The organism is Streptomyces sp. NPDC032161, from assembly GCF_040636995.1.
Classification (GTDB): Bacteria; Actinomycetota; Actinomycetes; order Streptomycetales; family Streptomycetaceae; genus Streptomyces.
On the sequence record NZ_JBEZVN010000004.1, the window covers coordinates 283,464 to 295,457 of the forward strand.

General features: G+C 72.6%; 10 protein-coding genes. 4 read left to right on the forward strand and 6 right to left on the reverse strand.

Going from position 1 to position 11,994, the window contains the following annotated elements:
• Positions 1-720 precede the first annotated feature (720 nt).
• Positions 721-3,111, forward strand: a complete 2,391-nt coding sequence (locus AB0E67_RS13565; RefSeq protein WP_362025215.1) for a collagenase — start codon at positions 721-723, stop codon at positions 3,109-3,111.
• 75 nt (positions 3,112-3,186) lie between these two features.
• On the opposite strand, the gene AB0E67_RS13570 is transcribed toward AB0E67_RS13565, so the two are convergent.
• Together AB0E67_RS13570 and AB0E67_RS13575 are read right to left on the reverse strand one after the other, a co-directional pair.
• Positions 3,187-3,576, reverse strand: a complete 390-nt coding sequence (locus tag AB0E67_RS13570; RefSeq protein ID WP_362025217.1) for a barstar family protein — start codon at positions 3,574-3,576, stop codon at positions 3,187-3,189.
• Positions 3,577-3,685: 109 nt separating this feature from the next.
• A complete protein-coding gene (locus AB0E67_RS13575; RefSeq protein ID WP_362025220.1) occupies positions 3,686-4,078 on the reverse strand; it encodes a ribonuclease domain-containing protein in 393 nt (130 codons plus the stop codon).
• 345 nt (positions 4,079-4,423) lie between these two features.
• Between AB0E67_RS13575 and AB0E67_RS13580 the strand changes: the two genes are divergently transcribed.
• A complete protein-coding gene (locus AB0E67_RS13580; protein WP_362025556.1) occupies positions 4,424-4,786 on the forward strand; it encodes an ATP-binding protein in 363 nt (120 codons plus the stop codon).
• A gap of 45 nt (positions 4,787-4,831) precedes the next feature.
• Here AB0E67_RS13580 and AB0E67_RS13585 read toward each other — a convergent pair whose 3' ends face one another.
• Positions 4,832-5,902: a DUF2637 domain-containing protein gene (locus AB0E67_RS13585; RefSeq protein WP_362025223.1), complete on the reverse strand. Its 1,071-nt coding sequence runs from the start codon at positions 5,900-5,902 to the stop codon at positions 4,832-4,834.
• A 191-nt stretch (positions 5,903-6,093) separates the two neighbouring features.
• Positions 6,094-6,942: a (2Fe-2S)-binding protein gene (locus AB0E67_RS13590; protein WP_362025226.1), complete on the reverse strand. Its 849-nt coding sequence runs from the start codon at positions 6,940-6,942 to the stop codon at positions 6,094-6,096.
• A gap of 204 nt (positions 6,943-7,146) precedes the next feature.
• Between AB0E67_RS13590 and AB0E67_RS13595 the strand changes: the two genes are divergently transcribed.
• A complete protein-coding gene (locus AB0E67_RS13595; RefSeq protein WP_362025559.1) occupies positions 7,147-7,935 on the forward strand; it encodes a GntR family transcriptional regulator in 789 nt (262 codons plus the stop codon).
• Between the two features lie 182 nt (positions 7,936-8,117).
• Here AB0E67_RS13595 and AB0E67_RS13600 read toward each other — a convergent pair whose 3' ends face one another.
• Entirely contained in the window at positions 8,118-8,903 is a 786-nt protein-coding gene (locus AB0E67_RS13600; RefSeq protein ID WP_362025228.1) for a hypothetical protein, read from the reverse strand.
• A 164-nt stretch (positions 8,904-9,067) separates the two neighbouring features.
• On the reverse strand, positions 9,068-10,801 hold the full coding sequence (locus AB0E67_RS13605; protein WP_362025231.1) for a PucR family transcriptional regulator ligand-binding domain-containing protein: 1,734 nt from the start codon (positions 10,799-10,801) through the stop codon (positions 9,068-9,070).
• A 301-nt stretch (positions 10,802-11,102) separates the two neighbouring features.
• Here AB0E67_RS13605 and AB0E67_RS13610 point away from each other — a divergent pair, with 301 nt between their 5' ends.
• Positions 11,103-11,993 (forward strand): xanthine dehydrogenase family protein subunit M, encoded by an 891-nt coding sequence (locus AB0E67_RS13610; protein WP_362025234.1) that lies wholly within the window; start codon positions 11,103-11,105, stop codon positions 11,991-11,993.
• Position 11,994: the final 1 nt, after the last annotated feature.

Sequence of the window (11,994 nt, forward strand, 5' to 3'; positions counted from 1 at the left end):
CGCAGGCGCCGTTCTTCCGGATCAGCCGTCCGGCAGGGTGGCCATCCACTTTTCGATCCCGTCGGCGGTGCGCGGCGGCGTGGACGACAGCAACCGGGCACCGTCGGCCGCGATCAGCGGATCGCCGTCGATCCGCACGCCGATCCTGCGCGGGGACGGCGGAAGCGTACTCGTCGTCGCCCGGTCTCCCGGCGCTCCTCCACAGGGCGGAATTCGCCGAGCACCGTTCCGGTGGCGAGCCCTGCCGTGCGCGCGGGCTGCGGCGGGCCGACGGAGGGCAGGAGTCCCACCGACGGAGGGGGCCCGCGCCGCTCGACACCCGGGTCGGCGGCCGTGCCCCGAACAGCCTCTCCTGGGCGTGCGGACGGGCTCGCCGGAAGAGGCGTGGGGCGCAACGATCGTCATTCCTCGGCTTCCCGGCGGTTTGCGAAGCCCCGGTCCAGGAGGCGGGGTTCGGGGACTGGCCCGAACGGCGGCTCCTCGGTGGGGCGTCCGGCGGCGGCGACCTGCGCATGTCGACGGTCGGGCGAAGTCCCTTGCGCGAGCCGCGAGTTGTTCGGGAGGGCAATGCGTGTGAGAGGGGTTCCTAAGGACATGTGACATGTGCCATTGTACAGCCCGCGAAAGGAGCGGGTGTGCTCATGTCATCCCCTGCCCGCTCCCTCGCGTTCCCCCCCACCCGCGCACTCGCGCGGTTGACACACCGCTGGGAGGCGGCACGTGAAGAACCGAACGGTTCGACAGCGATTCACTGGATTGTCCACTGCGGTCCTGGCAGCATGCCTGGGCCTGGGCCTGCTCTCCACGCCGAGCCAGGCCGTCGAGCAGCGCTCGACCGTATCGTCGGCGACCGGTCGCACCCAGGCCGGCGACGCCGGTGCGGTCCGTACGGACGGCGGGCCTGCCGCAAGGCCCGTCGGCCCCTCGGCCGAGGCGCCGACCGCACCAGCGGACGACGCCGACCACTTCGGCCGCAAAGCCCTCAAGGCCGCCGACCGCCCGCCGTTGTCCGCGTCCAAGGACGCACTGCGGCGGGACTACGACGACCCCGGAGCGGCGCTCCCGAGCCACCTGGCGCCGTCGATGAAGGCCGACTCCAAGGCCAAGGGCGGATCCAGGGGCCGGACCGCGGCCGAGTGCGATGTCAGCGACTTCACCAGCCGCACCGGAAGCGAACTGGTCCAGCAGATCAAGTCATCGACGACCGACTGCGTCAACACGCTGTTCCGCGTCAAGGGCAACGACGGCAATCTGGCCTTCCGTGAGGCGCAGATGGTCACCGTCGCCAACGCCATGCGCGAGGGATCGGCCGCCTACCCCGGCGACAGCAGTACCGGCATGCCCCAGCTGGTCCTCTATCTCCGAGCCGGGTACTACGTGCAGTTCTACGACCCCGACACGGTGGGCAGCTACGGGCCGGAACTGCGTACGGCCATCCAGGGCGCGCTCGACGCGTTCTTCGCCTCCTCGCACGCCTTCGACGTCACCGACGCCAACGGGCAGACCCTGTCCGAGGCCGTCATATTGATCGACAGCGCCGTGGAGAACGCCCGCTACCTGTCCGTCGTCAAGCGGCTGCTGGCCGACTACGACTCCTCGTACAACGAATTCTGGTACATGGTCAACGCCGTGAACAGCGTGTACACGGTGTTCTTCCGCGGTCACCAGGTGCCGGAGTTCATCGCCGCGGTGGAGGCCGACCCCAGCGTGCTGGAGGCCCTCAGCGACTTCGCCTCGCGCCATCTCGACCTGCTGGGCACCAAGCAGTCGTTCCTCGCTTCCAACGCGGGACTCGAGCTCGGCCGCTTCCTCAAGGAAGACTCCCTGCGCCCCAAGGCGAGCCCGCTGGCCGCCGGACTGCTCGGCAAGAGCTCCATCACCGGACCCACCGCCCCGCTCTGGGTCGCCGTGGCGCAGATGGTCGAGGCCTACGACAAGGCGAACTGCTCGTACTACGGCACCTGTGACCTCGCGGAGCGTCTAGAGAAGGCCGTCCTGCCGGTGAAGCACACCTGCAGCGACAGCATCACCATCCGGGCGCAGGACATGGCCGCGGAGGAACTCGAGGCCAGCTGCACCAGCCTGCGCAACCAGGACGCCTACTTCCACGAGGTGGCCCGGGACAACGGACCGGTCGCCGACGACAACAACAAGACCATCGAGGTCGTGGTCTTCGACTCCAGCACCGACTACCAGACCTACGCCGGCGCGATCTACGGCATCAACACGAACAACGGCGGCATGTACCTGGAAGGCGACCCCGCCGCGGAAGGCAATCAGCCCCGGTTCATCGCCTACGAGGCCGAGTGGGTCCGCCCCGACTTCCAGATCTGGAACCTGAACCACGAGTACACGCACTACCTCGACGGCCGCTTCAACATGCACGGCGACTTCGAGGACGGACTGACCACGCCGACCGTCTGGTGGGTCGAGGGCTTCGCGGAGTACGTCTCCTACTCGTACCGCAAGGTCGACTACGACGCCGCCGCCGAGCAGGCCGCGAACCACACCTACACCCTGCGGACCCTGTTCGACACCACCTACGAGAACGCCGACCAGACCCGCGTCTACAACTGGGGCTATCTTGCCGTCCGTTACATGCTGGAGTCCCACCGCGCGGACATCGACACGCTCCTCGGCCTCTACCGCAAGGGTGACTGGGACGGTGCCCGCACCCTGCTCGCATCGACCATCGGCGACCGTTACGAAGCCGACTGGAACACCTGGCTGACCGCCTGTGCGGCCGGCAGCTGCGGCGGCGGCACGCCCACCGAGCCCGGGGGCGAGTGCACCGGTAGCGACGCCAGGGAGCTGGGCAAGGACTGCGGGCGCAGCGGGCTGAAGGCGGTCAAGGGCGACTACGCCTATCTGTACGTACGCATTCCGGCGGGCACCGCTCAGCTGCAGATCACCGTGTCGGGCGGCACGGGCGACGCCGACCTCTACTACAACGCGGACAAATGGGCGACCACCGACGCCTACACCAGCCGGGCCGTCGGCGCCGGGAACGAACACACGCTGACCATCGACCACCCGGCGGCCGGAGACCGCTTCATCAGCCTGCACGCCGTTGAGGGATTCGACGGCGTGACCGTCTCCACCAAGTACTGAGACCTTCGGGCACACGACAACGGTCTGCCCGCGGAGGGATCCCCCTCCGCGGACAGACCGGCCGTCGCCGTCGGTTCACAGCAGTCTGAGCGCGCCGGGCCGCGTCCCGGCCGTGAGGACGTCCACGAGCAGGTCGAACAGGGTCGGTCCCCGCCCGGCCAGCGCGTCGTCGAGCCGGCGCCGCACCTCGGGCCGGTTGCTCTCGTGCACGCGGGCCAGGCGCTCCCGCAGGTATCGGGCCGTCTCCTCGTGGCCCAGGGCCTGTGCCGACCGTTCGTGGTCCCGCCATTCGATGACGAAGTCCCCGTCGTCCGGAGTGCCCATCCCGCCGCCCAGACAGTCCGCCAGGGCGTCGAAGTTGCGGCCGAAGTATCCGCCGGGGCCGTTCACGGCCTCGCCGATGACGGTCCAGAACCGCTCCAGGCCGGTGACCCGGGAGCCGTCGATCACATAGGTCACGGTCATGACCGGAGGCTACAGGTCCGGGGACCGGGAGCGGGCCGGGCCGCCCGCGCGGACGGTGATCCGCGCCGCAGGTGGGGGGCTACGGCGCGGATCGGTTCGGGGCCGGGCTTCAGCAGCCGCGGTCGATCAGGTCGAAGGTGGCGTAGTGGTCGCTGGTGTAGTAGTCCTCCCGCACCCGATCGCCCGTGACGACGCGTCGCGCGCCTCGGGTCGGGGAGCCGGGGGTGACGACCGTGTACTCGTGGTAGTAGCCGGTGCTCTGCTTGGGCAGGACGCCTTCACGGTTCTGGAAGACGGAACCGTCCTGCGAGTACGGGAACGGCCCGCCCGCCGCGATCAGGCGGAGGGTGTCGTGCGCCTGGGTCGGCAGGTCCGAGTAGCAGATGCTGCCGACCGAGGCGGGGGCGGCGGTGGCGGCCGTGACGACGGGGCCGCCGACGAGGAGCGCGGACAGGAGGGCGGCGGCGCCGCCGAGCGTGGTGATCCGTGGGGGGATTCTCATGCCCCCCATGATGACGCGCGTAGACATGGACCCGTCAACGCCGATCCATGGGAATTCTGTGGAAGTTCACCGCAGGGTCGGAAAGACGACGCCGATGTGCAGCCGAGGGCTCGGATTGCTCGTGCGCGCGTTCACATAGGGGGGTCCGACAAGCGTGACGGCCCTCCCCGGGGGCATGCATCCCCGTGAACGTGTTCCGAGAAGGAGTCCGACGAGACGACGAAAAGGGGGCGATTCACCGTGCGCGCGGGGGAGAAGACGCAGCGTCAGGAAGAGGCCGGTCCGAAGAACGAGGGGGCGGGGCCGCGACGGGAGGCGTGGGGGCCGGCCCGGATGCGGAGACGGCTGGCACACACCGACCTGGCGGCCGTGAGCGAAGTCCGCCGCGCGCTGCGGGAACTGCTCCGCCACCGTTGGCGGGCCGAGCCGGCCGGAGCGGCGGAGCTCCTGCTCAGCGAAGTGGTGACCAACGCGCTGATCCACACAAGACACGGGGCCGTCGTCACGGCGAGCGTGGGTCCCGCCGGACTCCGGGTGGAAGTACGGGACTTCGGGCCGTTGCCGCCCCTGTCGTACGTACCGGACGCCGACGACGGTACGCACGGCCGGGGGCTGATTCTGGTCCGGAGTCTCGCGGACGCCTGGGGAATCGACGCACGCGCCCTGGGCAAGGTCGTCTGGTTCGAGCTGGACGGCGAGAGGCCCTGAGAGCCCGGAAGCAACCGGGCCGTCAGGGCCTCTCGCGACGGAGCGTCAGCCGAACTGCTGCTCCAGATCCTTCAGTTTCCGCTCCAGCGAGTCGAGCCGGGGCAGCGCCTGGGTGTCGTCCTCGGCGGTGAGGTCGACGGTGACCGGCTCACCCGCCTTCCGGTCCTGGTCGCTCCGGGGCGCCCCCGTGACGGCCTGCAGGGACGGCCGCAAGGGCAGCTGTCCTTGTTCCGGTATCACCGGCTCCGCTGTCGACGGGGCGGCTCCGGTCGTAGGAGGGAGCTGCTGGACCTCCACCTGGGTGCCGCCCCGGCCGAGTCGGCCCCAGGCCCGGTGCTGCCGGTTCAGCGCCTTGATGTGGGCCCGGTCCAGCTTGGCCTGTTCCTTCCTGCGGAGGCGTTCCTGCTCCTTCTCCCGCCGGTCCTCGCGTACCTCCTCGACCGCTTCGTCCAGCGTGCGCACGCCCTCCAGCAGCATCAGCGACCAGGCGCCGAAGGTCTCCCGGGGGGCACGCAGCCACCGCACGATCCGGATCTGCGGCAGCGGGCGGGGCACCAGACCCTGCTCACGCAGCGCGGCCCGGCGGGTCTGCTTCAGCGCGCGGTCGAACAGCACGGCCGCCGAGAGCGACATCCCCGCGAAGAACTGCGGGGCACCCGCGTGGTCCACACCCCGGGGGGCGTGCACCCAGTTGAACCAGGCCGCGGCACCGGCGAACAGCCACACGAGCAGTCGCGAACCGAGCGCCGCGTCACCGTGGCTGGCCTCGCGCACGGCGAGGACGGAACAGAACATCGCGGCCCCGTCGAGGCCGAACGGAACGAGGTACTCCCAGCCCCCGGAGAGGCCGAGGTTCTGCTTGCCGAAGCCCACGAGCCCATGGAAGGAGAGGGCGGCGGCGACGGCCGCGCAGCAGAAGAGCAGGACGTAGGAGGCGATGGCGTACACCGCCTCCTTGCGCCTGCGGCGCTCCTCGCTGCGCTCCCAGCTGTCGTCGGTGGCGGACTTGTCGGCGGCGCGCTTGCCGCGTACGACCACCGCCACCGCCGCCAGGACTCCCACGAGCAGCACGGCGCCCGGAAGCAGCCAATTCAGCGATATGTCGGTCAGTCTCATGCGCGGTCCCTTGCGTCACGTAGGGCATTTCGGGCGCCATGATTGCCGAAACCTCATCACACACAGGGGGTTTCGGGACAAGAGAACGCCATTGGGTTGGCAGCGCATACGGATAGCCGGGATCTGGTCGAATACCCGTACACGGCCAGTGAACTGCGTTCGAATAGTACTACCCGTTCGAGGGGTGTCGTTCAGTGAGTGGGCGTCAGTTTCCGTACCCGCTCCGCGTCACAGGTGCGGGGGCAGGTGACACAGGTGTCCTCGGGGCGCAGGGTGTAGAAGAGGCAGCAGCTCACCCGGTCCCGGGTGGGGAGCGGTTCGCCGTTCGGCCCGGTCAGTTCGCGGAAGCCCGGCGTGCCCACGTACGGCTTCCCGGTGCCCGGCAGCAGCGCCTCCAGCTCGGTCATCGCGCGGCGCTCCTCGCCGAGCAGCGAGGCGATGTACCAGAGCCCCTCGACGACCTCGTCCGTCGCCATGCCCCACAGCGCCCGGCTGCCGCGCCGCATCCGTGACCTGAAACCCTCCAGCACCGGGCCGATGTGCTCGGCCACGGCGGCGAGGACCTCGGCCCGCAGCGCCGCCTCGTCCGGGACCGGCCGGGCACCCGGCAGTACGGCCGCCGGATCGTCCGGGAGGCAGGCGAATTCCGTGACGCGGACGGTCATGCGGCCCAGTGCCCGCTGGAACGCCACGTCCTCGACGGGGATCCGGGGCACTCGGCGGTGCAGGAACCACGGCACCGTCACCAGCAGGCAGGCGGGCCAGGCGTAGCGGTGCAGTCCGAATCCGGCGACCACGTCCGGGCGCGGCTGCTGTCCGTAGTCCCGCACCATCTGCGCGTGGTCCCAGGAGAGGAAGAGGTCGAGCGCGTCGCCGCCCGCCGCGAGTTCGTCCGCGCGCACCCAGCCGTCGCCCCGGGGCGCGTCCTCGCCGTCCGGCAGCACGTCCGCGCGCAGCCCGGGGAAGACCTCGGCCAGGCGCGTGTACGCGTCCGCCACGGCGGACGCGCAGGTGCCGGAACGCAGGGCGGGGAGTGTCATGCGGGACCGCCGAATCACGATGTTTGCAGGTAAGGCTTACCTTACCCGAGTCGATCGAGGTGTGAACTGTCGCCCGCTGCGCCTATCGTGCACGGGGGGCATGGCGCACGCGAGCCGCGCCCACGGCAGGCCGAGGAGGTCCGGGTGGAGCAGGTCAGAGCGTGTGGGCAGGCGCGTCCGCCGTCCGTGCCCGCGTCCGCCTCCGTGCCCGCGCGGGTGCCCGTGCAGGCGCGGGGGGAGCAGCCGCGTCCCGACCGCGTGCCGGACCAGGCGCGCGGCGAGCACACCCATGCCGAGTCGGCCCGGTCGCCCGCATCGACCGTTCCGCCCGCTCCGTCCGTCCCGGCCGCCGCGCCGCCCGCGCGTCCGGCGGTGCGACGCCACTCGGTGCGCGGCCAGGTGCTGGAGGCACTGCGGGCCGCCCTGGCCGACGGTCAGCTGGTGCCGGGGGAGGTGTACTCCGCCCCGGCCCTCGGCGCCCGCTTCGGGGTCTCCGCGACCCCGGTGCGCGAGGCGATGCAGCGACTGGCCGTCGAGGGCGCCGTCGAGGTCGTGCCGAACCGCGGCTTCCGGGTGTCGCTGCGCGGCCCCCGCGAGCTCGCCCAACTGGCCGAGGTGCGGGCCCTGATCGAGGTCCCCGTCGTGCTGCGGCTGGCCCGGACCGTCCCGCCCGCCCGCTGGCGCGCCCTGCGCCCGCTCGCCGAGGCCACCGCGACCGCTGCCGCCGTGGGGGACCTGGCGGGCTACGCCGAGTCCGACCGGGCGTTCCACGGCGCGATCCTCGCGCTCTGCGACAACGAACAGCTGGTGATGGTCGCCGACGACCTGCACCGCCGTGCCCAGTGGCCGGCCGCGAACAACCCCGCCACCCGTCGCGCCGACCTCCTGGCCGACGCCGCCGAGCACGCCGCCCTGCTCGACGCGCTCATCGCCCAGGACCTCACCGCCGTGCAGTCGCTGGTACGCGAGCACTTCACCGGAGCCGCGGGCTGAGCCGGGTGCGGATGCGAACCGCCCCGGCCCGTGCCGTGCGGCCCGGACCGCTGGGCCTGAACCGTTCCGGCCGGTACGCCCCGCCCCCGGTCCCGTGCCCCGGCCCGGGCCGTGCGGCCCGGACCGCCCGGGGCCCGGTGGGGCTGCCCGGGGCGGTTCGCGCGTGGACGGTGCCGCGCTGCTCAGTTCGCCTCGGCGGTCCTCGGGGACGGCGGGTCCAGATGCGGGGCCAGCCATGTCGGTACGCCCCCGAGCAGCCGGAACAGCCGGCCCGCCTCGGCGCGGAGCCGGGTCGCCGTCTCCGGCTCCGGCTCGGCGTCGGCGAGGGCGATGAGGGCCGGAGCCGTACCGATCAGGTAGCCCAACTCCTCCCGCAGCCGCAGGGACTCGGCGAAGCCGTGTCGCGCCTCCGCCGTCTCGCCCTCCCGCAGGGCGAGCAGGGCGAGATGGCGCCAGGTGGAGGAGAGCAGTAACGCGTCGTCCTGTGCGAGGGCACCGGCGTGGGCCCTGCGGTACGCGGCACGCGCCGCCTGCGGCGAGTCGGCGATGTTGTGGGCGATCAGACCGCGGCGGAAGTCCAGCAGCGGGCGGCCCGGCGCGGTCGGGGAGAGGAGCGCGGCGGCGCGGCTCAGGGCGACACTGGCCTCGTCCGCCCGGTCCCGCACCCCCAGGAGCGTCGACGCGTACGCCAGGTGGCCGCGCTCGCAGGCGGCGGCGCCGCGCTCGGCGTCGTCGTGGGCGAGCGCCTCCGCCGTGCGCAGGGCGTCCTCGGCGTCGGTCCAGCCCTGTCCGGTGTACAGACAGCGCTCGGTCAGCAGCGCGGTCCGCTGGAGCGCCGCGGCCGGGTCGGTGGCGGCGTCGTGTTCGAGCAGTGCGGCGGCGTCCGTCCAGCAGGCACGTGACCGCAGCCGCCATACCGCGGTCTGGAGCGGCGGATCGTCATCTGCTGTCGTGCCGGAACCAGACATGGCGGTATGCGCCACATTGCCCTCCCCTAGCGCGCCATCGAGCAGTTGAGTCTGGGCGGCATCTCAGCACGGATGGGCACGCCGGGCCAAGAGGTCGTCGCGATGTCAGGTGAAAGATTTCACAAACCACCGCATCGGCCGACGGGCCCGGCAGGGGGCGGGAATCAGCTCATGCGCAGGGCGAGGAAGAAGTCGAGCTTGTCCTCCAGGCGCGAGAGGTCACGCCCCGTCAACTGCTCGATTCGTCCGACCCGGTAGCGCAGTGTGTTGACGTGGAGGTGGAGCCGGGAGGCGCAGCGGGTCCAGGAACCGTCGCAGTCCAGGAACGCCTCCAGCGTCGGGATCAGCTCCGCTCGGTGGCGCCGGTCGTAGTCGCGCAACGGGTCGAGCAACCGTGCGGTGAACGCGCGGCGCACGTCGTCCGGGACGAACGGCAGCAGCAGCACGTGCGAGGCCAGTTCGTGGTGCCCGGCGGCGCAGACCCGGCCCGGACGGGCCGCCGCCACCCGGCGCGCGTGCCGGGCCTCCTCCAGCGCCCCGCGCAGGCCCTCGGGCGAGTGCACGGCCGCGCTGACACCGAGGGTGAGCCGGCCGTCGTCGGCCAGGCCCGCGGAGAGGGGTTCGCGCACGGCCCCGAGCAGCACCTCGGCGTGCAGCGAGACGTCCTCGCCGACGGGCTCCGGGCCGCCGCCCGCGCCCTGGGCGGACCCGGACGGGGCGGGCAGGGGCACGAGGGCCACCGCCTCGTCGCCCGTGTCGGCGACGGCCGTCCGGTCGGCGGACCCGGCGCCGGTGACCGCGGGGTCGACCAGGATCTCCTCCAGCAGCGCCTGGGCGGTCGTGCCGCCCGTGACGGCGGTGCCGGTTCCGGGGCCCGCCGAGGGTACGCCCCCCGCGCCGCCCCATTCGACCCGCGCCACCACGACCTGCCAGCGCGGTGCCGCCCCCAGACCCGGCAGCAGCACCGGGGCGGCGACCCGCAGCCGGGCGGCGATCTCGGCGGGCGGCGCCCCCGTCTGGACCAGCTCCACGACTTCCTGGGCGAGCCTGCGGCGTACCGTACGGGCCGCGTCGCGCCGGTCCCGTTCGACCGCGATCAGCTGGGTGACGCCCTGGAGCAGGTCCAGCCGGGCCGCGGGCCAGTCGCCCGGGTCCGCCTCGACCGCGAGCAGCCAGTCCGACAGCACCGAGGCGCGCACGTCCCCGGGGACCTCGGCCGTGCCCCGTCCGGTGTTCCGGATCGGGAAGAGGGCGTACGCGGTGCCGTCGACCACGGTCCGGTACGGGGCCCGTCGGCCGCCGCGGGCGGCGGCCATGTGGTGCCCGGCGAGCGCCGCGCCGACCGGCGCCGGCAGCGGGTCGTCACCGGCGCCCGCGATCTGCCGCCCGGTGGGGGAGAGCACCCAGGCGCGCAGGTCGAGGTCGGAACCGAGCAGATCGAGGACCACGTCCGGGCCGCCGCCCGCCGGACCCGAGGTCATCAGCCTGCGGTGCCGCTCCACGACCGCGGCCAGATCGCCCGCGCGCTCGCCCGACACCTGGCGCACCACGTGCTCGGTGATCGTCGCGAACGCGACCGTCTCGTGGACGGCGAAGAGCGGCAGACGGTGCCGGGCGCAGGCGTCGACCAGATCGCCGGGGACGGCTCCCAGCTCCGCCTCGCCCGCCGCGAGCCCGGCGACCCCGGAGCGCACCAGGATGCGTACGAACGGCTCCGAGTCCGCCGCGTCGCGACGCCAGGCCAGCCCCGTCAGGACCAGCTCGCCCCCCGACAGATAGCGGCTGGGGTCGCGCAGGTCCGTGGTCATCACACCGCGTACGGGCCGGTCCAGCTCGTCCTCGCCGCCGAGCAGTCGCAGGCCCAGCGCGTCGGTCTCCAGCAGTGCGCGCAGCCGCATCTCGTCGCCGCCGATCTCTTTCGTCGGTGAGGGTGAATTCCGGGTGAAACGGCGAGACCACCGATCCCCGCCATTCGTTCGAATCTACAAGACGACGGGAACGACCGGCCAACGCCTTCATGGTTTCGGTGACTGCACCGGGTGGAGCACCCCTTGTGTACTGGGGCCCGTGCCGCGATAACCACACAGGGACGATCCGACGAGGACCGGCCGCCCCGCCCCGCGCCTCCGGCCCCGGCTTCCGCCCGCCCCCGGCTCCCCGGCCGGCGGACGACGACCCCGATCGAGGAGAGAGCCGCCCATGGACTTCCTTCGCCCCGCCGACTGGGAGGAGGCGCTCGCCGCCAAGGCCGCGCACCCGACGGCCGTGCCCATCGCGGGCGGCACCGATGTGATGGTCGAGATCAACTTCGACCACCGGCGCCCCGAACACCTCATGGACCTGAACCGCGTCGATGAGCTGTCCGAGTGGGAGGTGGGCGAGGAGACCGTACGGCTCGGCGCGTCCGTGCCGTACAGCCGGATCATGGAGCACCTGCGCGACGAACTGCCGGGCCTGGCGCTCGCCGCGCACACCGTCGCCTCCCCGCAGATCCGCAACCGCGGCGGCGTCGGCGGCAACCTGGGCACCGCCTCGCCCGCCGGGGACGCCCACCCGGCGCTGCTCGCCGCGGGCGCCGAGGTGGAGGCCGCGTCCGTGCGCGGGACCAGGATGATCCCGATCGACGCCTTCTACACCGGTGTCAAGCGCAACGCCCTCGCCCCGGACGAGCTGATCCGGGCCGTGCACGTCAAAAGGGCCGACGGGCCGCAGCAGTACTCCAAGGTCGGCACCCGCAACGCCATGGTCATCGCGGTCTGCGCCTTCGGGCTGGCCCTGCACCCCGGGACCCGCACGGTCCGCACCGGCATCGGCTCGGCCGCACCCACGCCCGTCCGGGCGGAGGCGGCCGAGGAGTTCCTGAACGCCGCGCTCGACGAGGGCGGGTTCTGGGACAGCCGCACGCCCCTCACCCCGTCCCTCGTCCGGCGCTTCGCCGACCTCGCCGCCGGCGCCTGCAACCCGATCGACGACGTGCGGGGCACCGCGCGCTACCGCAGACACGCGGTCGGGGTCATGGCCCGCCGCACCCTCGGCTGGACCTGGGACTCGTACCGCGGCGACGGCCGCAGCAGCGAAGGAGCCGCCTGAT